Origin of the sequence: uncultured Methanobrevibacter sp. (assembly GCF_947170395.1) — an archaeon.
GTDB lineage: Archaea > Methanobacteriota > Methanobacteria > Methanobacteriales > Methanobacteriaceae > Methanocatella.
This window is the reverse complement of the sequence record NZ_CAMVTE010000001.1, coordinates 82,303-109,028: the sequence shown is the minus strand read 5'-3', so window position 1 is coordinate 109,028 and position 26,726 is coordinate 82,303. Positions and strand designations below refer to the sequence as shown.

General features: G+C 35.5%; 18 protein-coding genes. 6 read left to right on the top strand and 12 right to left on the bottom strand.

The features are described 5' to 3' along the window. Positions 1–22: 22 nt before the first annotated feature. Together Q0W04_RS00570 and Q0W04_RS00565 are read left to right on the top strand one after the other, a co-directional pair. Entirely contained in the window at positions 23–688 is a 666-nt protein-coding gene (locus tag Q0W04_RS00570) for a histidinol phosphate phosphatase domain-containing protein (protein ID WP_298498801.1), read from the top strand. Beyond that, positions 685–1,149 (top strand): DUF2115 family protein, encoded by a 465-nt coding sequence (locus Q0W04_RS00565; protein ID WP_298498798.1) that lies wholly within the window; start codon positions 685–687, stop codon positions 1,147–1,149. The genes Q0W04_RS00570 and Q0W04_RS00565 overlap by 4 nt, the downstream gene beginning before the upstream one ends. On the opposite strand, the gene Q0W04_RS00560 is transcribed toward Q0W04_RS00565, so the two are convergent. From Q0W04_RS00560 to metG, 7 genes are all read right to left on the bottom strand, one after another. Next, a complete protein-coding gene (locus Q0W04_RS00560) occupies positions 1,146–1,838 on the bottom strand; it encodes a hypothetical protein (protein WP_298498794.1) in 693 nt (230 codons plus the stop codon). The genes Q0W04_RS00565 and Q0W04_RS00560 overlap by 4 nt on opposite strands. Before the next feature lie 4 nt (positions 1,839–1,842). Further along, on the bottom strand, positions 1,843–2,391 hold the full coding sequence (locus tag Q0W04_RS00555; protein WP_298498791.1) for a hypothetical protein: 549 nt from the start codon (positions 2,389–2,391) through the stop codon (positions 1,843–1,845). A 76-nt stretch (positions 2,392–2,467) separates the two neighbouring features. Next, positions 2,468–3,136 carry a 2,5-diamino-6-(ribosylamino)-4(3H)-pyrimidinone 5'-phosphate reductase gene (locus Q0W04_RS00550; protein WP_298498788.1) on the bottom strand — a complete coding sequence of 223 codons (669 nt, stop codon included), beginning with the start codon at positions 3,134–3,136 and terminating at the stop codon, positions 2,468–2,470. Positions 3,137–3,140: 4 nt separating this feature from the next. Further along, entirely contained in the window at positions 3,141–4,157 is a 1,017-nt protein-coding gene (locus Q0W04_RS00545) for a glycosyltransferase 4 family protein (protein ID WP_298498783.1), read from the bottom strand. A gap of 36 nt (positions 4,158–4,193) precedes the next feature. Beyond that, complete coding sequence (locus tag Q0W04_RS00540; protein WP_298498780.1) at positions 4,194–4,658, bottom strand: hypothetical protein; 465 nt, start codon at positions 4,656–4,658, stop codon at positions 4,194–4,196. Positions 4,659–4,665: 7 nt separating this feature from the next. Then, positions 4,666–6,243, bottom strand: coding sequence for a DUF530 domain-containing protein (locus Q0W04_RS00535; protein ID WP_298498777.1), 1,578 nt, complete (start codon positions 6,241–6,243; stop codon positions 4,666–4,668). A gap of 12 nt (positions 6,244–6,255) precedes the next feature. Then, positions 6,256–8,247: a methionine--tRNA ligase gene (gene metG, locus Q0W04_RS00530; protein ID WP_298498774.1), complete on the bottom strand. Its 1,992-nt coding sequence runs from the start codon at positions 8,245–8,247 to the stop codon at positions 6,256–6,258. Positions 8,248–8,515: 268 nt separating this feature from the next. Here metG and priL point away from each other — a divergent pair, with 268 nt between their 5' ends. Further along, positions 8,516–9,847, top strand: coding sequence for a DNA primase large subunit PriL (gene priL, locus Q0W04_RS00525; protein ID WP_298498772.1), 1,332 nt, complete (start codon positions 8,516–8,518; stop codon positions 9,845–9,847). Here priL and Q0W04_RS00520 read toward each other — a convergent pair. Then, positions 9,837–10,352 (bottom strand): hypothetical protein, encoded by a 516-nt coding sequence (locus Q0W04_RS00520; protein WP_298498770.1) that lies wholly within the window; start codon positions 10,350–10,352, stop codon positions 9,837–9,839. The two genes, priL and Q0W04_RS00520, sit on opposite strands and share 11 nt — an antisense overlap. A gap of 87 nt (positions 10,353–10,439) precedes the next feature. Between Q0W04_RS00520 and priS the strand changes: the two genes are divergently transcribed. After that, a complete protein-coding gene (gene priS / locus Q0W04_RS00515; protein ID WP_298498767.1) occupies positions 10,440–11,411 on the top strand; it encodes a DNA primase catalytic subunit PriS in 972 nt (323 codons plus the stop codon). A 3-nt stretch (positions 11,412–11,414) separates the two neighbouring features. On the opposite strand, the gene Q0W04_RS00510 is transcribed toward priS, so the two are convergent. Next, positions 11,415–11,999, bottom strand: coding sequence for a thymidylate kinase (locus tag Q0W04_RS00510; RefSeq protein WP_298498764.1), 585 nt, complete (start codon positions 11,997–11,999; stop codon positions 11,415–11,417). An 8-nt stretch (positions 12,000–12,007) separates the two neighbouring features. Beyond that, positions 12,008–13,126, bottom strand: a complete 1,119-nt coding sequence (cofH, locus tag Q0W04_RS00505; RefSeq protein ID WP_298498760.1) for a 5-amino-6-(D-ribitylamino)uracil--L-tyrosine 4-hydroxyphenyl transferase CofH — start codon at positions 13,124–13,126, stop codon at positions 12,008–12,010. 148 nt (positions 13,127–13,274) lie between these two features. On the opposite strand from cofH, the gene comD reads away from it, so the two are divergent. Further along, positions 13,275–13,766, top strand: a complete 492-nt coding sequence (gene comD / locus Q0W04_RS00500; RefSeq protein WP_298498758.1) for a sulfopyruvate decarboxylase subunit alpha — start codon at positions 13,275–13,277, stop codon at positions 13,764–13,766. Between the two features lie 4 nt (positions 13,767–13,770). Next, positions 13,771–14,310, top strand: a complete 540-nt coding sequence (comE, locus tag Q0W04_RS00495) for a sulfopyruvate decarboxylase subunit beta (protein ID WP_298498755.1) — start codon at positions 13,771–13,773, stop codon at positions 14,308–14,310. A gap of 45 nt (positions 14,311–14,355) precedes the next feature. On the opposite strand, the gene Q0W04_RS00490 is transcribed toward comE, so the two are convergent. Further along, positions 14,356–22,650, bottom strand: a complete 8,295-nt coding sequence (locus Q0W04_RS00490) for a hypothetical protein (RefSeq protein WP_298498752.1) — start codon at positions 22,648–22,650, stop codon at positions 14,356–14,358. Positions 22,651–22,937: 287 nt separating this feature from the next. Next, positions 22,938–26,510 (bottom strand): Ig-like domain-containing protein, encoded by a 3,573-nt coding sequence (locus tag Q0W04_RS00485; RefSeq protein WP_298498749.1) that lies wholly within the window; start codon positions 26,508–26,510, stop codon positions 22,938–22,940. Between the last annotated feature and the right edge of the window lie 216 nt (positions 26,511–26,726).

The window sequence follows — 26,726 nt, the reverse complement described above, 5'->3', positions numbered from 1 at the left end:
TTTAAAAGAAGGAGTTATTATTTTGAATAAAAGAATCGATTTACACATGCACAGTTTATTCAGCGACGGCGAACTGCTGCCATCAGAACTTGCAAGAAGAGCTTTGAAACTTAATCACGAAGCAATAGCCATTACAGACCATGTCGACTGGTCAAACGTCGATACAATTCCCGCCATTCAGGATGCAATCGAAGACATCAATGCCAATTGGGACATTACAGTCGTTTTGGGTGCTGAAGTTACCCATGCTCCATGCGAGTCCATTGACGGAATTGCCGCAAGAGCAAAGGAATTGGGAGCAAAAATCGTAGTTGTCCATGGTGAAACATTAAACGAACCTGTCACTCCAGGAACCAACAGGGCGGCAGTAGAATCTGAAAGCGTTGACATTTTAGGCCATCCGGGTTTAATAACTGTTGAAGAAGCGGAAATTGCAAAGGAAAATGACATCTATCTTGAAATTTCAGCAAGAAAAGGACATTGCCTTGGAAACGGCCATGTTGCAAACATTGCCCGTGAAGTTGGAAACAAGCTTCTTGTAAATACCGACACCCACTCACCAGACAACATCATTACATTTGACAAATCATACCAGATTGCATTGGGTGCAGGTTTAACACATGATGAAGCGATAAAGGCAATTGTTGATAACCCAAGGGAACTGCTCAAAAGCAAAGGAATATTATGAAGGCATCCAAACTTTTAAAGATTATTCAGAAAAATCTAAAAAATTATCCCATAGATTATCTCAAAAACAAGGTAACCGATGACAGGTATCGGGACCCTCTTACCAAAAAACTTGCAAAATATAACTCATCTGTATATGATGAGATATATGAGACAGTCATTGAAGATGATTTTGACATCAAGGATAGCGTAATTAAAAATATCCAGGCAGATATCGGATACTATTTTGACAGGTATGCACCTGGTGATGAGCAAACCCGTGATTTTACAAAATACATTTCACTATACCTGGCGCTGATTGCAAAAAAACCACTTCATCCCTTCAGTGAAGATCAAAAAGATGAAGTTTACTATTTCAATGGAGATTATTTCTGTAAGGGCCGTGTAAAATACATTCATGACAAAAAATCTCTTTGCAGATACTGTGTCTGTAAAAATGTTGGGTTTTCAGGACTGTTTTAGTTACTTGAAAATTCAACCAAATTGATTGATTCTTTTAAACACAAATAATCCCTCAAAATATCGATTGCCTTTAGAAAATTCTGGTCTGCACTAACAAATTTTAGATTTAATTCAGGATTATTTTTACAGAATTCATTGGCATCAAAAAGGATGTCCTCATCAGCACCATGCAGTAGTGTATCTCTAAGGTTTTCTTTTTTAATTTCATCTAAAATTAGTTTATCTTTTTTTGAGTGATTCGGAACAGGATACAATTCTTTAAAAATTTGGTTTTTTCTAACAATATGAGTGCCCTCAAAATTATTTATGAAATCATTAAGTTTTAATCTAATCAGAAATGCTTCCTGATTTTCTGAAAATCCAAAATGTTCCCACATTTTTTCAAAAGCATACTGCATATCAACCACATCTAAATTACCAATATTATCAAATTTTTTAATATGCTTATGCAGATACTCTCTGCTTAACAAAGCCAAATCTCCCCTATGCTCTATTTTCCTATACAATCTTGAAAGAAACCTGTCAAATTCAGTATTTTTTCTTATGAATGTCCTTTCAACCTCATTTTTTACATTTAGAGAAAAAAAGTTATTATCACTTCTAAAAATAAACTTTTTTGAAGCCTCAAATGAGGAATCTAAGCAAAATATATGTCCAATAATTACATTGGAGTCCAAAAATGAATCCATATAATCACCATAAGACATTAGTTACATCTACAATCAAATCATTATAATCATCAGAGAACTCAAATATCTTTTCAAAAAAGAAAACCTTCTGTTTTTCTAAATTAGTTACAAAAGTAGAATACAATTCCTGATAATTCCCATCAGAATTTAATTTCTGATGAATTATATTAAAGAAATTAATTAATAACTCTTCAATGAAATTCAAATGAACAATAAACAATTTAATTTCATTTAAAATATAGTTAATCATCCTTCTAATTGTTAAAAAATTATAATATTCTTTTTCTAAAATTTCAATTGGTTCTAATATATCCGCTATTTCAGACATTGAAATTTCAATGACTTTTAAATCTCTTAAAAAAACGGCATCATTAGAATAAATTTCAATTAGCTCTTCAAGTGAATACTCCTTCTGAGTTTTAACATTTGTAAAAATTTTACGAATTTTTCTATAAATCTCATCTAGGACATCAAAATTTATTTTTCCATCACTATTATAAATATTCATCATATCACAAACAACGGTTTTGGTGATTAAGACTATATTCTCCATTGTTTAAGTAATTTTTTGTTCTTTCCCACTACAATTTTACATACCTAGACAACTTTTTGTCTAAATTAAAAAATAGCTATTTTAAAACTTTATAAGTTAAAATCAAATCCTTTCCAAGAGTATAATAATCAACCAATTCCAATTTAACGGATTCATCCATAGTGTCAAATCCTTCACCGTCAAAGAAAGTCTTCGCATTTGCCCCTCCAACAACCATCGGCGCAACACAAATTCTTATTTCATCAATTAAACCAGCTTTAATCATTGAAAAGTTCAGAGTAGCTCCTCCTTCAAGCATCAGCTTTTCAATGCCCTCTTCATGAAGATAACTCATTAGACTTGTCAAATCAACTCTCTTATCTCCGCTCCAAAAAAACTTGACTCCACGTTTTTTAAATGTTTCATATCTGTCTGAAACCATAAAATCATGTTTGTATTCATTGGCTCCGGCAATTATTGTTTTTGCATCCTTATTTGTAATTCTGGCAGCTATTGGAGTCCTGCATTTACTGTCAACTACCACACGAACAGGATTGTCTTCTGGTTTTGCATCGACCTTATGGACTGTCAGCCTTGGATCATCCGCCATTACAGTGCCTATCCCCACCATTATTGCATCGCAGTCCTTTCTTATTTCATGAACTCTTTTAAGGTCCTCCTCTCCTGAAATGTTTGAGCTTCCGGTTGCTGTTGCAATCTTTCCGTCCAATGTCATGGCTGCATTAAGTATTACGTATGGCCTCATAATATCATCCTACGTGATAAAGCATTTCCTTAATCTGTAAAAAGTTCATCAATGTCTGATTTTCAATCATTCCAGGCATTATCAATGCAACTAGAATACCAATGATTCCAAATACCAATCCGATAGCCCAGATTACTTTAACTGCATCCTTTTCTGCAATCGGTTTTCTTAAAATCAGTCTGATTAGTGATTTGAAACCGACTTCCGGCCTTACCAGTTTTCCTTCATCATTCAATTGTGTCGGTTTTTGCTGTGAACGGTTCATGACACCTGCAGAATAGAATTTCAATGCAGCATCGATGATATTCGGCATCAATACAATAAGCGCAATCAGTTTGACCCTACCGATAAATGCAATACATACGACTGCCGCACCAATAATCAGTGTTCCTGTATCTCCAGGGAAAATCTCTGCAGGATATCTGTTATAATATAAAAATGCAATCAGTGCACCAAGCATACTCATGGATATGATTGTTACATCGTATTTTCCCAGGATTATGCATGCAATTGTTAATGATGCCATTGAAATAACGCCCAAACCTGATTCGATTCCATTCAAACCGGCAAGCATGTTGGTCAAGTTTGATCCGATTGAAAGGGCAATAGGAATTGTTATCAAATACAAAAGGCCCACATTTGATGGTGCTGCCCAAATCAATGGCAAACCGGCCAAAAACAGAAGGAAAAACTTTTCCTTTGAAGAAAGTGCAAGCAAATCATCTACAATTCCGATGATGCCTACAAGCAAAATCACAACCAGAACGATAACCAAAGGAAACGCGATAATATCATGCATGTAAATTCCGGAAAACATACCAAGAGTAAATCCGAATAGAATTCCGAAACCACCCATTTCAGCAACTACGGGTTTCCATGATTTATGTATATCTTTTCCAACAATATCAGCATCTTCAAGTTTTTTAATAATCTTTGGCATAGCTAATCTGGTTACAACAAAGGAAAGCAAACCACAGATTATGGCTATTGCATACAAAGGAAGTTGTGGTAGAATCATCATAATTAATTATATAAAATTCATTATTAAAAAAAGTAATTATTTTTTATTTAGGATATAATAGACAGTTCTAAGAGGAATATCCAATTTTTGGGAAATCTCCTTTGCTGAAAGTCCATCATTTTTAAGGCCCATGACTTCATCATGACTGTATTTTCTTTTTCTATTGTCAAAATCGGCTTTGCTTTTTTTTAAAAGATAATAAACCCTATTTAATGAGATATCTAATTTTTGGGAAATCTCCTTTGCTGATAAACCTTCATCAGACAATTTAAGCACTTCAAATTCTGCCCCGTTTGTCTTGGATTTGGCCCCCCAGTTATATTTCTTAACGACTTCAATGTCAAGCTGCAAAAGAGCATCGATATATGTCTTTGAGGTTCTCTCATAAATACTTGGAGGACAAGTTATTTCAGCCAAATTGGGATATTTTTCTATCAGCTCAACAATCAGTGCCGAGGATAGGGTTTTAGTTATATGAATTGTTGTAACTTCCTCATCCATATAATCACTATTTCTTAATTAAATCCAAAAATTTCTTGGATTTGTCGCTTTTCGGATTTCTGATTTGGTCTATGTTTTTCAGTTCCTTTCTGATTTTGGATTCGTTGATATTGAAGGCATTGCTTATCTCCTCAAGTTCCACATCAGAGTTTAAATGAATTATCGCCGCTCCCAAAGCGACATGATTGAATTTGATGTTTGAACTTCTGGACTGCTTTTCAAACTTGAACTTCTCATACAAAAGCAAATCCTTATCATCAAGGGAAATGATTTTGATGTCTGTAAAATTGTTTAAAGTGTCTATAACCTTTATATAATTATTCTGGAATACCTTTCTCTGTTCACGGTCAAGCTCTACACGAATATAGGGAAACGGACCTGTGATGATTTTACGGGAATTGTTTGAAGTGGTCAGATAATACCTGAATATGTCCCACATTATCAGTGCTGAGGCAATATTTTGAAAGGTATTCTTATAGATTGAATCCCTTATTTTCAAATCTCTGCTTAATGACCGTTTGATGTTTCCAAAGCGATCAGCATAGTTCAGTTTCATGAATTCCTCTTTAATTTTAGACTCTCTCCATGATTCAATTGCATTTAAATCATACTTGTCAATGAAATCAGGTGTCTGGTTTTCATATTTGGCGAGGATTTCATAATACCTGTTCAATCTCTTAAAATCAGTCAGTCTTCTTTTTAGAATATCATCCTTAATGACGGCAATGATTGATTCGGCGTATTTTACATAAGCCAGTGCAAGGGCTGTTCTTGCATGCTTGTCATCTATTATGGCAGGTTTTGTCCTGTGAAATCTCAATGCTTCAATTCTGACGTTTCTGCCATAACGGCGCCTTACCTCTTCTTCGTAGTTATTTACAAATTCGGAGTCGAGGGTTATGTTTTTTCTAATCAAGCGGTTGTTCTTATCCCTGAATCTGATAACCAGGGAAATGGTTTTTACAACACCCTTACGTTCCTGCTTTAGGATATTCAATACCTGCTTGAATGATTCTCTGTCATATTTGTTGAGCTCACCCATCAATACCATGTAATTGCCTGACAGCGGCAAAAAGGGGATAATGTCAAGACGATGGGTTGCCTCCTTGTTGACTTTAAATGTAAATCCCTGAGATCCGCAGCTGCATTTTGCCTGTCTTTGGCGGTAATCACTTATGGAATATTTTTTATAGCAGGAATTGCATTTCACATATCCAAACTGCTCAAGGTTTCCTATAGCTATCTTATGTGAATCGATTGCGGATTTTACCCTATCTAGAATATTTTTCTTGGAGTTTGCCTTCATCCTGAATATCTGGTTGTGGCGGCTGTTTTCACCGACCTCTTCAAGGGCAACATCGGATGCCGATTTTGTACCGTAACGGCTAAGGGCTGTAAATGGAGTTGTGTATCCTTGAGCATCCATATCGTCTTTAAGGCTTTGTAAATAGTCTAATCTGTCAACTAGCTTATAGTAAAGACTTTTGAAATTGTCAAACTCTTCAATATCCTCCAGGATAATTGCATCGTTTGCAATTTCATTTAGGTAGTTCTCGGCTTTGTTTACTAGGACAGATTCTTCCATTTTAATCCATATCTATTGAATTCTTTCGCCAACTTTTCCTGCTTCATCAGGAGCAAGTAATGCACCGGTCTCACCGGTAGCTAAAATCATACCTTCAGATAAAGTTCCGAAGAGTTTTGCAGGCTGCAGATTAGCTACAACACAGACTTTTCTGTCAACCAATTCTTCAGGTGCATAGAATTTTGCAAGACCTGCTACGATTTGTCTTGGTTTGTCTTCTCCAATGTCAACCTGAAGTTTCAATAACTTATCTGATTTTTCTATTTTTTCAGCTTCCAATACCTGTCCTATTTTAATTACAACTTCATCAAAATCATCTATACTAATTAAATCACTCATTTTATCATCCTCTTCATTTTGTTTTAAATTTTCCTGCAGTTTTGCCTTTTCAGCATCAATTATTTCATCATCAATCTTTTTGAATAACGGTTTGGCTTTATTGATAGCGTGTCCTGACGGCAGGGTCACACTTGCATCTTTCCATTCATCCAAAGTTTCGATATTCATTATTTCAGCTATCTTATCGGCTTTGGTCGGCAAGTATGGCTTTAATGTGTATGCCAATGTTTTTGCCAGTTGATTGGATAGATATAAACAGTTTGCTGCCTTTTGCATATCCTCTTTAACAGCCTTCCAAGGTTCCTGATCGTTGAAATATTTATTTCCTTTTTTGGCAACTTTGAATATTTCAAGCAAACCTTCCCTGAATTCAAACTGTGAGATATATTCCCCGACTGCAGAAGGCAATTCTTCAATGGCCTTTCTAAATTCTTCATCTTCCGCTGAAGGATTTGCATACTCAGGAATCATGTTGTCAAAAAACTTTCGGGTAAATGTAAATGTTCTGTGCAGGAAGTTTCCAATGACATCCGCAAGTTCATCATTGTTTCTTCTTTGGAAATCATCCCATGAAAAATCGGAATCCTTGTTTAATGGAGCATTGATTGTGAGGAAATATCTAAGCAAATCAGGTTCCCAGTCCTTTACAAAGTCTTCAATCCATATTACCCAATTTTTACTTGTAGACATTTTTTCCCCTTCAAGGGACAGGAACTCCCCTGCATAAATCATGTCAGGCAATTTGCATCCGTATGCGGTTAAAAGTCCCGGCCAGAATATGGAATGATGGTAAATGATATCCTTTCCAATGAAATGGACTACAAAGTCCGCCCAGTACTCTTCCCATTTCTTGCCTGACTGTGCTGACCATTGGCTGGCTGAAGAGATGTAGCCTAAAAACGCTTCAATCCAAACGTACAATACCTTACCTTCAGCTTCATCCAAAGGCACAGGAATACCCCAGTCCATGTCTCTTGTTAATGTCCAGTCGTTCAAACCCTGTTCCAGCCAGTTTGAAGCGTAATTTTTAACGTTTGCAGGCAGGTTTTCATTGCTGGATATGTATTCCTTAAGGTCATCCTCAAACTCTGACAATTTAAATGCGTACTGGAAGGTATCCTTGATTATTGGAGTTGTGCCACAGGTAATGCAGTGCGGTTCATCAAGTTCTGTTGGATCCAAAGCTTTTCCACATTTTTCACAGTGGTCTCCCCTAGCTTCTGAGCCGCAAACCGGACACAATCCTTCAACATATCTGTCCGGAAGGAATTTGTTACAGTTCGGACAGTACAGCTGTTGGATGTCCTGCCTGTAGATTAACCCTTTTTCATACAAATCCTTAAAGAAATTCTGAGCGATTTCGTAGTGAGCCTCATCGGTTGTTCTTGTAAAATTATCCAATGATATGTTCATGGATTCCACATCCTGAACAATCATATCATGATATCTTTTTGAAATTTCAATCGGTTTTTTGTTCTCCTTATCAGCCTTAACTGCAATTGGTGTTCCGTGCTCATCGGTAGCGCAAACCATCAGCACATCATTTCCAACCATACGATTGTATCTTGCATAGATATCCGCAGGCAAGTATGTGGAACGGATATGGCCCAAATGACACGGTCCATTTGCATAAGGAAGTGCACATGAAATAAAAATCTTTGACATTTATCATTTCCCCTCATTTATTTTAAACATGATATAAATATGTTTTTCATATATAATAAATGATATTTTTTAACATTGTTATAAAACAAAATCGAAAAAAATCCATGAAAACAATTGGCTTAAAAAAGATTATAAGACAATAATTGATTCAAAGGACTTTTCTGATTGCAAAAGCAATATTGCCATTCTAACTGCTTTTCAAACTGAAAACAATAGTGATTTTTAAAATGAGATAGCTATTTAAAATATAAAATAAAAAGTTAAAAACATGGCAGAAGTTTCCTATATCAACCCATTGTCAAATGAAGGAAGACAAATTATCAGACAATACGGGGATTTGAATCAGATATTTGATGAAGATGAATCTTTAGTAGACATTATAATCCATACCACCAATCAAAAGATATCAGATGATTCACTGATTCCCAAATCATACCATGATCTGGCCATCAAACGTATTCAATGGGCAATTGAGAAAAAAAACAACAACAATTTCTCACAATCCGAATTTGAATACCTTACAAATGAAAGTTTATTCATGCAGGATGTTGTTACTTTTCACATATTATGCCAGGCAATCGCAATACAATTCAATACAGGTTCCCGTGAAACCAGATTATTTGTTGAATCACAAGGAACACTTATTTTAGAAAGATTGGCTAAAATACCACCAATGGCAAGAGCAGAAATAATTGATGAGGTTCTTGATGAAGTAAAAACCGATGGTGCAATTCACTGGAAGTCCCTAAGGGATGTTGTTGCATCCAAAAAGCTCAAATTGACAGACCTTTTGATAGACAATGGAGACATCATTCTTCAGCAGGACGATTTTTTAGAGAGATTTTCTGACAGATTCCATGACAGAAGCCCTGAGAGAATGTATGGAATATTGATTGGAGACAGCGTTAAAGAACAAATCCTATCAAGATTGGTCATGCAGAAAACAGAAGAATACATCAAAAGAATTAAGGAAATGTCAGCCAGAATTGAAATTCATCCCGCAATCATCAAAATCGGCGAGGAACTTAAGGAATTCATACCTGAAGAAATCAGCAAATACAACCAGTATTATGCTGGAAGCGGCGGAATATACGGTTCAGTTCAGGCTGGAAAATTAAATCCCGAAGCATTTCCACCTTGCATTAAAACAACCGTTGAAGGAGTATCATCCGGTGGACGTAACGATGCCATTGTACTTTTGCTGACATCATTTGCATCATATGCGAGACTCTATCCGAGAATATTTGCATCAGATGAAAGCGTTAAAGTATCAGATATGGATCCTGATTTGTCAATTACCGAAAATGAAATCCTGCCGTTAATCTTTGATGCTGCAGATAACTGTACACCACCTTTATTTGAAGACCAGCCACAGGAAAAAATAAATATCATATCAAAACTAGGATTTGGAATGCACGATAGGGTCGATATCAACCATGAAGGCGAAACCAAATGGTATACTCCAATGAGCTGTGAGAAAATCAAAATTCACCTGCCTCACCTGTGCCATCCAGACAAATCATGCAAAGGAATAAACAATCCCCTTTCATGCTACGGCCGAAAGAAGTTTCAGCTTGATAAGGAAGCACCTAAAGACTAGACTGGGAAAACTGGAACGGATTGTGGTCCTCATAGATTGCATCATAATACTTGTTTAAAATCATGGATTCCCACATGTTATAGTTTGCCTGCTCATTTTTTTCAAAATTATATGCCAAAATGCCAATTGTACGTTCATACTCGTCAATGCCTTTCTTTTGGCAAAAATCAGTAATGATATCCGGGATATATTCACACGGATCGTCGCTGCTGAACTCTAAAAATTCCTCATATTCCTCTCCGGAGAAGAAATCCTCTTCACAGACAGGTTCATCATGTGATTTAATTGTAAACAATTCAATGTAGATATCATCAGCCAACGGAAGTTGATTCAGCTCAACACCAATACCGTAAACCCTACCTGTTTCCAGGTTCAATACTGTGTGGCCTGTTTTAAAACTGGCTTGCCAATTGTCATATGCCGGTTTTACAATATCCTCTGGTGTCAGACTGGATAAAACAGTTTTTAAGTGTTCAACTCCAATCACTTCAACAAATTCATTCATGTGATTATATTTATTTACATAAGATATAAAAGTGTGCAAAAGCACGCTTGCCCAAATAATATATACTTTAAAAATAAATTTATAATCATGTTTTCTAAAGCCACCATCAAAGAGAGAAGACAATACTATCGTGAGGAATGGGACCCGAAAGACCTTCCCGATTTCATTGCCAATGACATCAAAAAAAGGGAATTCGGTTTTGACCATAATGGAAGAGGTCCTAACGATAGATATAAAGTTTTCAGAGGAACAGAGTCTTTAAGAAAATTCCTAAGATATAAGGCTCCCTTTGCTGCATATATCTCAGTGGCATTTTACAACAATCCCAAAAGAAGGGAAGACTGGCTTAAAGCAGAATATATTTTTGATGTGGATGCCAAAGACATTCCAATCAGGTCATGCCAGTGCGACGGGGTTTGTGAAATCTGTCTTGGTGAAGCTTTAGAGATAGTAAACAATCTTATTGACACACTGGAATCTGATTTGGGCCTTAAAAACATACATCTAATCTATTCAGGCCGTGGATACCACATCAGGATTCTTGATGAGGAAATGATGTTGGCAAACAGCGAACTCAGATCTGAAGTTCTAAAGTATGTTGCAGGTGCAGAGGTTCCAAAATCCCAGTTCATCAACTCTGAAATATCCAATCAAAGCTTTAACTTTGAGCATTTCTCAATTCCTGTCGGATATTCAAAAATATTCACCGACAAGGTCAAATTCAATGTTCAGCATTTGGTAGGAAATGAAAAACTGGACGGAATCAATGCGAAACTGATGAAGGACATCATTGCATCAAGACATCACCTGGAAAATGACAATTGGGGACTGTTCAAAAAGGACATTGGCCCTAGACGTTATAAGAATCTTGTTGAAGCAATGGCCAGAGTAAATCTTGCAACCATTGACGCCAAGGTTACAATAGACCTGAAAAGGATTTTAAGACTTCCGTCATCACTTCACTCAAAAGTCAGCATGAAATGTATGGAAGTTAAAAACAGAGAAACATTTGATCCTTTTGACAAGGCCGTTCCAAAATTCGTTTATGAAAGAAAATAAGTATTAAGATAATAATTTATCTGATTCAAGACATTTACTGACTATTTTTTCAGAGATGATTTCTGCCGAATCGTCACCCGGAATCACATTCCAGTTATATGTGAATTTCTGTGACCTTAAACGGTTTTTGGTTAAATCCTCAATATTTTCAAACATCTCCTTTTCATCACCACGACCGGCCATCCTTCTAAGAGATTCTTCCGGAGAAACATCTAAAAAGAACATGCAATCCGAAGTTGGAAGAACGAAAGCAACAACCTTATATACAATGGTATTGACAACATTTGGAAGATACATTACTGCTAGAATATACCTTGAAAATATCACAACGTCAGTGTTCTTATTGTGACAGTACATCTGAACGGATCTGATTGCATCAAGACCGAAATAAATTGTGGCCTTAATGTGATTAACCTTACCCTCTTTGAGAAGTGCCTGTTTTGATTTTCTGCCATATTTATTGTCACTGCACGGATGGGACCTGACGGTTACATCCCTGCCCTGTTTTTTGTATACCTCTGCAATCAAATTGACCTGAGTGTCCTTTCCGGAGCCGTCCAACCCATCTATAACAATAAATTTCTTCATTTTTCCACCTAATCGATCGGGTAAAATTCAGTATATTTTGAATTCCGCTCTATCGGATTTCTGCCCAAATCCATTACCATTCTGCTTAATGTTTCTATTGACGCTTCAACGCCATCCGGAGCACCTGACGCTTCTGAAAGTTCATCACCGCCTAGTGTGCCTCCCAAGTCGTTTGCACCTGCAGTAAGTACGACCTGTGCAAATCGAAATCCCATCTTTACCCATGAAACCTGAATATTCGGTATCAAATCCCTGAGCATCAGCCTTGAAACGGCATATAATTTCAGGTCCTGAGTTCCTGTAGCTCCAAGGTTTGATTGACCTTCAAGAAAAATAGGAGAATACTCGTGCATAAAGGTCATTGGAATGAATTCCGTAAAACCGCCTGTATCCTGTTGAATCTGTCTGATAATATCGATATGTTCTACCCTTTCCTCCAATGTCTCCACATGACCGTACATTATTGTTGCAGAACCGGGAATTCCAACTTCCTGAGCGGTCTTTATAATGTCTATCCAATCGCCAACACTAACCTTTTCGGGACATATTATCTCCCTTGAGCGGTCAGTCAATATTTCAGCGGCAGTACCTGGCAATGTGTCAAGACCTGCTTTTTTAAGTATTTCAAAACCTTCTGCCACATCAATTCCTGAAACCACGCATGCATCCCTAATCATGGTTGGTGAAAATCCGTGTATAGCAACATCCGGATAATTATCCTTTAAAAGAGTTAACAAATGTTCATAGTAGTCAATATCAGCATCCGGAAGCACACCACCCATGAGTGTAAATTCACGGGCACCGTTTGCAACAGCGCCTTCAGCTTTCTGTATGATTTCATCATCATTTAATATATAGGCATCAGGGTCATCGGCATCCTTTCCGAATGCGCAGAATCCGCATCTGACCATACAGATGTTTGTAAAATTAATGTTGCAGTTATTGATGAATGTAACGTCATCGCCAACGATTTCATGTCTTAAATAATCAGCAGTTGCCAGGAGAGGATATAATTCTGCTCCTTTAATGTTCATCAAATGATTGGCCTCTTCAACAGTAATCTGTTCGTCGAGAGATTTTGTTAGGATTTTTTCCGTTTTAGAAGAAATCGGCAGTTTATCAAACATGATTTTATATTACTCTAAAGTTAAATAAAAAGGTTACTAAAAAGTTACGGTTATTTAGAATAATCTAAATTGAAAAATCTTGAAATTTGAATATATTTTTATAATATTTTTGATAAATAGAAATTATATAAAAAATTGAAGTGATATGATGGACAGTAGTGAAGCTATTTTCGATGCCCTTAAAGACATAGGAATTGACTTTATTGTAAGCGTTCCGTGCGTCAATCTATCAAAACTGTTAAACATGATTGACGATGATGATGAAATAATCCATATTCCCGTTACCCGTGAAGAGGAAGGAATTGGAATCTGTGCAGGAGCATATCTGGGCGGTAAAAGTCCTGCAATCCTAATGCAAAATTCAGGACTTGGAAACTCAATAAATGCATTGAAATCCCTTACACAATTATACGAATTTCCACTATTGATGATTATGAGTCACAGAGGAACCGAAGGGGAAAGCATCTGCGGACAGGTTCCGATGGGAGAGTCCACACCAAGAATTCTTGAGGCAATGGACTTTAAATTCTTTAAGCCTGGAAATCCTGAAGGAGCATATGAAGACATAAATGAAGCATGGGAAATGTCACTTGAAGAGGGAAGACCTGTTTCTGTACTTTTAGAAATCAGTTATTGGTGATAATATGGCAAGAAGAGAAGCTATTGAAGATATAATGAAAAACATTGATGATGAACTTGTTGTCTGCAATATCGGATTTCCTTCAAGGGAATTATATGACATCAAAGACAGGGATGAAAACTTTTATATGATCGGTTCAATGGGACTTGCCTCATCAATAGGTCTGGGTTTGGCCCTTGCTCGTCCTGATAAAAAGATTATTGTAATTGACGGTGACGGATCTCTTTTAATGAATATGGGGTCTCTTGTAACAGTCTTTGCTGCAAATCCTTCAAATCTAACATGGATTGTAATTGACAACGGCGCTTACGGGTCAACCGGAAATCAGGATACATATGCCCAGCTGCTTGATTTGGTATCCATTGCAAAAAGCGTCGGATTTAAAAACAGTTATGATTTTAATGACATTGATTTAAAAGAGATAATCAACAGTAAAGATGCCAGTTTTATTGTCTTCAATACAGAGGCCGGAAACTCATCTGCACCTATAATTGATTTAAGTCCGGTTGAGATTAAAAAAAGATTCATGAAATCAATCGAGTAATTTGTTTTAAAAAAAAAAGAAAATATAGAAGAGAATTAATCTCTTCTAGCTAATTTTTATTTTTGCGGTTGCTTTTGCTGCATTATATGTGTTATCACCTGCATAATTGACAGTAGCTGTGAAAGTGCCTTTCTTGTTTATGTCAAGTTTAAAGGTTGCTTGACCTTTGTCATTGGTTTTAGCGGTGTATGTTTTACCGTTTAATGACAATGTAATTGTTTTACCTGAGCCCAGGTATGTTTTACCGTCTGCAGATGATCCTTTGATTGTTTTTAGTGTTACTGTGTAGGATTTGGTTTTTGCGCTTGCTTTATAGGTTTTTGCCGGAGCTGTGAGACTTGTGGTCTTTTTGTTTATTGTGATTTTGTAAACTTCAAATGAAGCGTCGTATTTATCATCACCTAAAAATGCCACAGCAAATGTTAATGTGTTTGCGGCAAGCAGGTTGATTTGTACCTGTACAAAACCATCACTGTCACTTGTTAAAACAAGGCATTTACCGTTATATCCGATATTTACAGTTTTATTTGCCAATGGTGCTCCACTTACATCTTTTAATTGAACTTTGAAGAATCCACCCCTTTCACCGGCAAAGAAGTCTACAGCATATTGTGTGTAGTTATCACCGATTATTTTAGTTTCAATTCTTTCAGGAGCAATGTTTTTCAATGTAATTGTTGCATTTGCAGGAAGCATCAAATCATTTCCAGCATAAACAATATCAACTTCACAGTTATTGTATGCCTTAATAAATACCATACCGTTTTCATTGGTTGTTGTTGAGTTTTTAACACCATTAATGAAATAGTCTATGGCCGCATTTGCAATAGCTTCACCACCAAGATCTGTTAATTTAGCCTGAATTTCATGTTTTCCTGAAACTGAAGTGAATTCAATTTTAGAGAACAGTTTGGAAACTGTGAATTTGGCAGTCTTGTTGGCAGAAAGATATTTGCCGTCACCTGCAGCGGATGCTACAACTGTGTATTGTGATGCTTTAAGTTTTGTAGTGTCCACATCAACAGTTCCATCAGCTCTAACGGCATATGAATCGCCATTAATGGTTACATTGACAGCTGTATTGTTAGCAATTACAATAGTGAAATTTTCTCCAACATTATGGATCGGACCAACACTGATGGATATTTCACTTTGTTTTTTGACTATTGTGAACACTTTTGAAGTTGAATTGGCATTGTACAATGGAGTTTGCTCATTGGAAGCAATTACAGTGTATGTATTTGCGTCCAAGGCAGTTGTGTCAATGTCAACACTTCCATCAGCTTTAACTGCATAAGGTTTACCGTTGATTGTCACGTTAACATCAGTTACATTGGATATCTTAATTGTAAATGAATCCAAAGCAGTGTATTCTGATTTAGGAATGTCAATGACTATTGGAGAATCCAATTTTGAAATGGTAAACTTAGCAGAAGTAGAATTTGCTTTAAATTTACCGGATTCATCGATGGATGCAACAACAGTGTACTCACCGGCAGGCAATTTAGTGGTATTGACATCCACACTGCCATCAGCCCTAACTGAGTATACATCACCGTTAATAGTCACATAAACATCAGTGTTATTGGTAATCACAATACTGAATGACTCACCTACAGTGTAATTGGAACCAACATTAATAGCAACTTCGCCTTGTTTTTTAACAATGGTAAATTCTTTAGAAGTTGAATTAGCCCTATATGAAGGAGTTTCATCATTAGAAACAATTATACTGTATGTATCAGCATCCAATGCGGTTGTGTCAATGTCAACAGTTCCATCAGCCCTTACACCATAAGGCTTACCATTAATTGTTACCTCAACAGCAGTGACATTGGATATCTTAATAGTAAACTCATCTAAAGCAGTGTATTCAACTTTATCCATTTCAATAGCAATCGGTGAATCCATTCTGGAAATGGTAAACTTGGCAGAAGTTGAATTGCCTTTATATTTACCTGATTCATCGATGGATGCAACAACAATATATTCATTGGCAGGTAATTTTGTAGTATCAACATCAACACTGCCATCAGCCCTAACGGCATAACTGTCACCATTAATTGTAACATTAACGACAGTATTATTGCTGATTATAATGCTGAATGACTCGCCAATACCATAATGTGAACCTACACTAATAGCTACTTCACCTTGCTTTTTAACAATGACAAACTCTTTAGAAGTATAATTGGATTTATAGTTCGCAGTTTCCTCATTTGAAACAAACACTACATAGGTATCAGCATCCAAATCAGTTGTGTCAATGTCAACACTGCCATCAGCCCTAACAGCATAAGGCTTATTGTTGATAGTTACATTAACATCAGTTACATTAGATATCTTAATAGTAAACTCATCCAAAGCAGTGTATTCCACCTTAGGAATATCAATACTGATTGGAGAGTCAAGTTTGGAAATGGTAAACACAGCAGTAGTTGAATTAGCTTTGAATTTACCATCTTCTGCAATTGATGCAACAACAGTATACTCATCAGCAGGTAATTTAGTAGTATCAACATCTACACTACCATCAGCCTTAACAGCATAAGCATCACCATTAATTGTAACATTAACAGCAGTGTTATTGGTAATCAAAATACTGAAAGACTCACCAATAGCATAATTGGATCCAACACTAATTGACACATCACTTTGCTTTTTAACAATAGTGAACACTTTAGAAGTTGAATTGGCCTTATAGATAGAAGTTTCAGCATTAGAAACAATCACTTCATAACTATCAGCATCCAAAGTTGCAGTATCAACATCAACAGTACCATCAGCCCTAACAGCATAAGGCTTATTGTTGATAGTTACATTAACATCAGTTACATTAGATATCTTAATAGTAAACTCATCCAAAGCAGTGTACTCCACCTTAGGAATATCAATACTTATAGGAGAGTCTAACCTATTAACAGTGATTGCAACTGTTTTTTGAGTAGATTTATAGTTCTTGTTAGGTGTTGTGATAACATTTAAAGCGTAATTTCCAACAGTTAAGTTTGAAACTGTTATAACATTATCATTTAAGGAAATTATTGCTTCATTGTGACCGTCAACTGAAATATTTTCTAAATCAACAGTAGCACCGGTGAGAGTTATGTTTGTAGTGCCTGATGTACCATAGTCAAATACAATGTCATTACTGAATTCAACATCACTTTCAGCATCGGTTACGTTGAAATCTATTGTATCTTCAATTGAATATGAGTATTCATCAGGAGTTGTGATAACTCTTAAAACATATTGGCCAACTTCAAGACCCTCAATGGTAATCACGCCATCAACAATGTCAATTTGTGCTTCGGAATGTCCATCAACAGATACATCATCTTTTACAATAGTACCTCCTGTTACATTTACAGCAACATTACCAGCAGTACCATATACATATTCGAAATCGTCCATGTTTATTTTGGAATTGGCATAGATTGTAACATTATCACGTGGTTCCCCACTTTTCAAATTAGTGGTATTATATCCATCATCACCATAATAATAAATCATCACATTGGTGTAATTGCCACCTTTAACGGCATCTGTAAAGTCAGATAATGTTAGGAAATAGAACATGTAATCTTCCTCATCATCGGGTGCTGTTTCAGTAATGTCTGTTAAAGCACATGTAAAGTATTCCACATCACCTATTTTAAATACAATAGTACCATTGGCTGCTTTTGGAGCATGGATATTAGCAATACAGTCCCAAACATTAATTTCATCATTAGGCACATGGATATCCACATAACCCCAGACGACTCCTACTTCATTAGACTTGATGGCCTGATATGAATAGTCCTCATCACTATAGAAAACAAGTAAAACATCTTTATAGTATCCCAAATCAAGAGTTGCATTTCTAGGAGTGATTATCTTATCTCCCCAATCATTATTATCTAACTCATCAATAGTTTTATTTAAACGAACTTCGCCATTTACAGTTAAGACAACACGGCCGGTTTCACCATTTGGAGAGATAACGAACCAGTGATCATTAGGAGTGACTGTACCTTCATAAGAGTTATCATTCATCCAAACATTACTTGCATGGTCTCTCATGAAAGTGATTGTGTCGTTATTTGAGAAGGAATCATCATAAGTGACTAAAATATTGTACTTACCGACATCAGGAATGTTCAAGTCATTAGTGCAGATATAATAGATTGAATAACCTTCATCATATAATTCAGAGTAGACCCATGAGAGTTCATCCCAAGCAGCTGCTTCGCTGTCATTAAGTTTAACGACAATATTGCCGTTAGCATTATTTGGAGCGATTATCTCAACTATTACGTCTCCCCAATCAATACGGGTATCTCCATTACAGATTACAATGGAAATTCCATCTTTTGATTTTGTGTTTCTTTCAAGGAAATTGAGAACTTTTGATTGTGAAAACTCATCGAATATTACATCAACATTACGCAGTCCGGTTTCAACTGGATAATCCAAATCAGAAGTGTATAACTTATAAATCACTTTAGACCCTTCAACACGGGATTCCAGGCTTTCAATGTTTTTATTGACGTATTCGGCACCATCAATGACAACTGTAACATTACCGCTGACATCACTTGGAAGATACAATTCAGCTATTTTCATTGATTCATCCTCATTAAATCCTCCTTCAGGAAGATATACATTAGTGCCCGGAATATCAACAGGGCTTGGAACCCATAATCCTGCATCATCATCGGTTATCTGTTTGCCGTCCACGGTTATGTTAACATCATACCACTCAGGAGATGTGATGTTCAAATTAGCTAAAGTGAATCCGACATAGGTTCCTTTTTCATCATCTGTGATTGAATGTTCAATTTCAAAGAAATGTTCTCCCCATCTGGATAGGTTGACAATAATGTTACCTCCTTCAGGACACCATACTTTAATTACAGCATCAGTGGTGAAGAACCAGTCACATCCGATTTTTGCATAGAATTCTGATTTGTTCACGACTGAAAAGTCAGTGTCAAAAATCCAGGTATCATCATCAAATTTGGCTTCGATGCGATAATCACCTACATCAAGTTTTAGGTCAGACAATTTCCAGCTAATGAACAGGTTATCGTCACTCTTCTTAATATTATATTCAATTGGATTTAACCAGTCATTTTGTTGATAATCCCAGATATCTAATATAACCTTGGATTTGGATTTATCACCGACAACATACAATATGTCAGAATCATCATTTACATCAATTTCATCAACTATACCTATTACATCAAAGAAATCAGGATTATCTCCCCTTCTGGCTGCATCAGAGGTATCCAATTGATAATTGTCACTGTAGTAATAGGCTGTTACATCATCATAATGTTCACCTAAATTAAAGGTTTTATTTAAATGGATTAATCCGATATTATAATAACCATATAATATATTGTTTACGTCATAATTAGGAGTTAGATTCAAATCTTCCATCATTGCATCAAGATATGTTTCATCGCCTATTTTTACAACGATTCTAACTGATGAGATGTTATCTGAATTGACATGGACCCCAATAAGGTCATCACTATTAATTGTATATTGTGATTTTCTAGATTCCCACTCTGAGTAGCGCAGGTATATTTCCGGTTCATCCAGACATACTTCAATATCTTCACGATAATCAGTGTCATTTATTCCATTATCACCATAATAGGATATTTCCACCAAATCATAATAACCTATTTCAACCCCTAACTGATAAGGTGAAAAGGTAATGTGACCCCTACCCTCATCATCATATTTATCAGGGTCAAAATCGTTGATGTCAATATGCTCATTATAATATTCTGTACCGTTGAATTTAATGACCAAATCACCGGATATATCGTTAACTGCAAACCATATATTGATACACTCATCGGAATATTGCATCTGCTCTCTTATATAGCAATCCATTATTCCTTCATCACCATAATCCAAAGTGATTGTAGCGGTATTTTTTGCAAGTTCATTATCATCCTTATCAAAGACTGTTACGGCCATATTATAGGTATCAGCATTCAAGTTCAAATCACAAGGACATATTCTTCTATCCCATTGATGATTTTCCAAATAAAAGGTCTTGTTCCAATCGTCATCGCCAGCAACTGTTACAACGACATAACCGTCTATATCGCCACAGACTATTTCAGCAATGCTCATCTCATCATCGTCAAAATAATAATCTTCTGAATCATATATGTTGATGGTTACTCCGTTTTCGGAAACTGAATTGACTTTGTATAAAGTAACATTTGATTCATCAGTAAATGTTTTTTCATCAATAATGAGGCTGACAGACACGTTATATGTTCCAGGAGCTAAAGTGCATCCAATATTTTTAGTATTAACTGAATATTCAAACGCCTCCATAAGGATATGACCATGCCTTCTTGCATAACTCCAAGTGAGATTTTCAATTGTTGTAGTGTCATCAGCTTCAACAAAATCAGACAACTGTTTTCTGAATTTTTCACTGCCGTTGAAATTTATAACAATAACTGCATCTTTGATATAAGTTGGAATTTGAACATAAGTGATATATACACGTTCTTCATCATCTGAATCAACATACGCTGATTGCTCAATAGTAATAGGTCCATAAATATCAAATTCCTCTGTAAATGTTTTATCTTCATTAACAACTATTTTAGCTAAATAAAATCCAACATCAATACCCAAATCAGTTACATTCCAGTTAAGCCAGTTTTCATCATCCTTATTTGCAATATTCTTTATTGAAGTGGAAACAACATCCCCTTCTTCATCCAATATTGTTACATTAACGATACCTGCGCTTCCTTCAGGACAGTAAACAGAAACTACGGATTCGTTTGAAAGTATATTGGTACCTCCTGCAACATGTGCCCTGAATTTAGTATTATCCACAGCATCTGAATCGAATTCATCAAGCTTATTATATCCTCCATCCACATCAAGTTCATCGTCCACGTCATCTACAAAGAATACTTGAACAAAATAATATCCAACATCATTATTTGTTATTCCGACATCGGATATTGTGTAATTAATGTATTTTTCATAGTCAGATTCAACAATCTCATGATAGATTGGATCAAAGCTGTGCCAATCCTCACCATCATCATAGGATATCAGTATTGCTATAAAACCTGTAGCGTTTACAGGGCAGTAAACACTGACCAAAGTGGAATTTGGATTATTGACATCAAACTCTTCAGGTACAATCATTTCACTTACAATCAGTTTGCCTTCACAAACATCTGTCACATCGCCATTTGGTGAGGTGTATTTAACAAAGATTTCATATGCACCCATCTCGGAAATTTGCAAGTCATCCAAATTCCATTCGGCTACATCTTCACCATACTGTTCAAAAATTAAAGTATTATCTGCTCCATTTTTAGAAACAATGACTGTAAAATTACCATCACCAGGACTATTAACTCTAACGGCAGCCCTCCACCAATAATCTTCATAATCAATTGAATATATAGGTTTGATGATTGGATTAAAATCAAATCCTTCGCCATCAGTTGTGAGTCTAACTTCACCATACTGTTGAATTGAGCCAGCATCATCAAAATAAGTGAAATTCAGATTATAGTTTCCAGGACCAACATCTCTAAAGTCAGATGGTCTAACAATAAACCAGTTATAATCAGAGTCAGCATCATCTTCAATATTGTTAGGATCAAATTTGTCCAGTTCACATTCAAATTCATCACGGAAATTATCCTCATCATTGGTTAGAACAACAGCAATCTTATTTTGAGCATCATCACGCGCCCTAATTGAAGCCAAAGCATCATCGTTGTCAAAATTAACTGAAATGGTTTCAATGTTAATAGTTATATTAAATTGGCTGTATGTTATTTGATTTCTTTCAAAAAGTATGACAGACCCGTCATTTGAGAAATCATTTCCATCTCCATCCGTATAAGTGACAGTTAAATCATATTCCTTACCAACAGACAATGCAGGAACCAACTTTGAGGAAGCGATAAAATAGTGGACAAAATTGTCGTCATCCCCATCCACTTCAGATTGCAGATTACCTAAAGACTCATTGAAATAGTTGTTTGCACCATCTTCAATTTTAATTGAACCTTCAGAACCGTTTACAAGGCGTACATCAACGATAGTGTCATCGACATAAGCTTCTGAATAAATGGTTATGGATGGCTCATTAGAGCCGGCATCAGGTTCATTTCCTTCGCCATCGCCCAACAAATCTCCGGAATAGGAATTATCTATTGATAATTGTCCATCATCAGCCTGACTTAATGTCGAGACGTCCGAAGAATCGGTTGCGCTAACGGCACCAATTGTCATAATAGCCAGCAATAATAAGCTAACTATTAAAATCTTGTTTAACTTCATAGTAATTACCATTTGAAAATTTTTATACTCATTTTGAATACGAATATATTTTTGTCTCATATAGAATATAAAATTTAATATAAACAAAAACATTTAGCCAGTAAAACTAATAATAAATGAATAATGTCAACTAAAATTAACAATTATTGATAGATAAACATCAATATAAAAAAAATGATGAACTTTCAATAATCCTATTTGACAATTAGGCGATTGATTAAATTTTCAATATATACATTAAACACGAAATCTAAAAAAAGAAAAGTTTAGAAGAGATTTAATCTCTTCTAGTTAATTTTTATTTTTGCAGTTGCCTTTGCTGCGTTGTAGGTGTTATCTCCGGCGTATTTTACAGTAGCAGTGTAAGTACCTTTTTTGGTTATTTTTAAATTAAAGGTAGCCTGACCTTTAGCATTGGTTTTAGCTGTGTAGGTTTGACCGTTTACTGATAAGGTAATAGTTTTACCTGAGCCGAGATATGTTTTACCGTCTGCAGATGATCCTTTGATTGTTTTCAGGGTTACTGTGTAGGATTTGGTTTTTGCGCTTGCTTTATATGTTTTTGCCGGAGCTGAAAGACTGGTGGTCTTTTTGTTTATTGTGATTTTGTATACTTCAAATGAAGCATTGTAGTTATCATCACCCAAGAATGCTACAGCAAATGTTAAAGTGTTTGCAGCCACCAAGTTGATTTGCACTTTTACAAATCCGTCTTTATCACTTACCAGGACAAGGCATTTACCGTTGTATCCGATATTTACAGTTTTATTAGCTAATGGAGCACCGCTTGCATCTGTTAATTTAACTTTGAAGTATCCTCCTCTTTCACCTGCGAAATAATCTACAGCATATTGAGTGTAGTTTTCACCAATGATTTTGGTAGCAGTTCTCACAGGAGAGAAATTTTTCAAGGTAATTGTAGTATTGGATGCTAAAAATGCATCTTTACCATCAAATGCCAGAGTAACTTCAGTGTTTTCGGGTATTTTGAAAGTAAATACACCCTTATCATCAGTCTTAGTCTGATTAGTAGCAGTTCCAATAATGGCTTTTATTGTTACATCAGCGATAGGTTTACCTTCAACATCTTTTAAAACACCAGTAATAATGCGGTCACCATTCACTTCAGAAATACTTATGATAGTGGCGATATTATTAACAGATATAACTCCAGTTGCATTAAATGGATTATATTTATCGTCTCCAGAATAGGAAACATTATAATCATAATTTCCTTTTTCCAATTTTTCCAGATTGATGTTTACTTTACCATTTTCAACTTTAGCAGGATAGATTACATTATTAATTGAAAGAGTAACATTTCCTGTTGCATCTGCAGGCATATCGAAACTGAATTTGCTGTCTTTTTCAGAAATGACTTTAGGGAAATCAACTGAAGTAATGTTAGCTTTTGTAACTTTAATTGATTTTTCCGCGCTAGCATTGTTATAATATTTGTCTCCAGCATATACAGCTTCAAATGTGTAATTTCCAACTGTTAAATCAGATATTGCAAATGAAGCTTTACCATTTTCAATTGTTTCAGTGTAATTTTGTTTTTTGAATTTTAAAACAACACTGCCGCTAGCTTTAGAGTCTAGAGTAACGTTAATGTATGCAACTTGACCTGCTGCAATACTAGCCACTTCTACATCAATACTAGTATCCAACTTGTTAACAGTTACATTGACTGATTTTTTAGCTTCAAGGTAGTTGTCGTCTCCTTTGAAAATAATGTCTGCAACATAATCACCCGGATCAATTCCATCACAGGATGCTTTGATTTGACCTGCAGAATCAGTAGTGTAATTGGTTTCTTTATCGATTTTAACAGAAACATTTGCACCTGCAATAGGGTTTCCGTTTACATCTTTTAATGTAGCAACCAAGAATTTTCCACCATTATAATCAGTGATTACATCAGAAGCATTGATTTGGACAATGCCTTTTGCTTTTGAAACTGTTATATGTCCAACTCCAAAAGCTCCTTTAAAGTTAATTCCAGTATAATCAGCATTAATATTAAGAGTACCAGTGGCTGTTGGTGTGTATTTTATTGTTGCAGTACCATTTACAACTGGTGCCTCTCCAATGTCATCACCATTATCGTCAGTGAAAGCCACTTTACCATCATTAACAGTTATGGTGGAATTGACTTTTGCAACAAGAGTTACTTCCTGACCGACAGAAGCATCATCAATATCAGGAACAGTTATGGAAGTGTTTAATGGATTAACATAGAGCGGAACAGCTTTAGGTGAACCTGCTTTGTGGTCAGCATCAGGAACAGCAGTAATGACCAAATAGTAAGGGTCTGAGCTGGCATTAAAACCATTTATGTAAATAGTATTTCCACTAACTTCTAAGGATTTACCGCTGATTTTTGCAGATATGTTTAAAACACCTTCTGTTGTAACTGTAATGCTAGCTGGACCATAATCTACAATAGAAGGATTGTCAACATTTATAACCACTTCAGGTCTAGGATCTACTGGCTCTATAACATTAAAATCTAAGTATGTTTCAAAACTATATGTGCCTAATGTAATGTTTAAACCTAACCAATGATGGCCTGCATCCAAGGTATTTAAAGGAACATAATAAATTCCGCTACCATTTAAATTTGCAGTGCTCATGAAAATTGATATTTTTTTCCAAACACCAGGACTGACTAGTTCTGCATTATAAACAGTTATAGTGCCTGTAGTTCCTTTATAATACTTAACAGTAATATTCTTATCATCCCCTGCAGTCATAGTCCAACCAGGACTAATAGCTTGCGGTTCGGCATAGAAGAAGACATTTCCTTCTTTAGTATATTCTTTACCATTTTTTGTATAAGAAATTTTTACTGTATGATTACCCAATACGAAAGATGTTGGGAGAGTATACTGTTTAATTTGAACAGAAGGCTGATAATCAGAGTATGTATTATTGAACACTAGATTATCATCTATATATGCAGTAATAGTTCCTACAACACCATAATCATCATAAACAGAACCAAGGGAAGCATATCCTGCAGCTACATCTATATCCATCTCTGAGATAAAAAGAGATACTGGGAAGCATTGAACACTTGAATTAAAATCATCAAGAGCAACTACCTGACCAGAATCTTCCACTATATATTCAGTGCGAATATTATATTCCCCATTTTCACTGATATTCAAGTCTTCCACATAAAGTTGCAGATATGTATATTTATTATTAATATATTTATTATAACTCTCTTTTCCGTCAACATATACTCTTAAAGTTCCATAAACTGGAGCAGGGGCAAAAGAGTAAAGACGGGTACCTGTAGTCCCTATATAATCAAATGTCATAGTGGTAAAATCAGCTTTAGAATAATTTTTAGCTACAGTAAAGGTACCTGTTGCAATCACTAATTGACCGCCACCTTCTGAATTACATCTAAGAGAAATTTCATAAACTCCCGCTTCTGAAATGTATAAATCACTTAAAGTCCAATTAAAGTTTTTTCCAGCAGTGCTTTCATCAATGTGAATTTCTGCTTTATATTTTTCATTTGCCCAAACTTGAACATCACCCTTTGCATCAGCAGGGGAAGTGAAATTTATAACAACTTTATCTTTATCATTATCAACATCAAAAGTTTCATTAGCTATCCATGCATTAAAATCTTCTGCATTAGCCCCAGTTGTCTGTTCTGGAGTTTCTGCAATTACATCATCAACAGGAGTTTCACCAATAGAATCTTCTGCGATGTCGTTTGCTGCCAGTTCATCATTAGATACATCTTCCGATGCAGTGACAGCTCCTATGACCATAAAAGCAACTAGAATAATTGCAAAAATCGTCATTATCTTTTTTAATTTCAAAACTTTTTCCTCCATTACAATTATGTGATAGATATTTATATACGATTTTATATTAATACTATTTGATTTAATTTGAATGTTTAAATTATTAAAAATACTCAATTCAAACCAGCAATATTTATAGAAATTGATAAAAAAAACAATGAAAAACTAAAAAAAATATACTAATAATAAAAAATTATAGAAACATTCAAGATTGATTATTATTTTCTAAAAAAAAATAAAAATGAA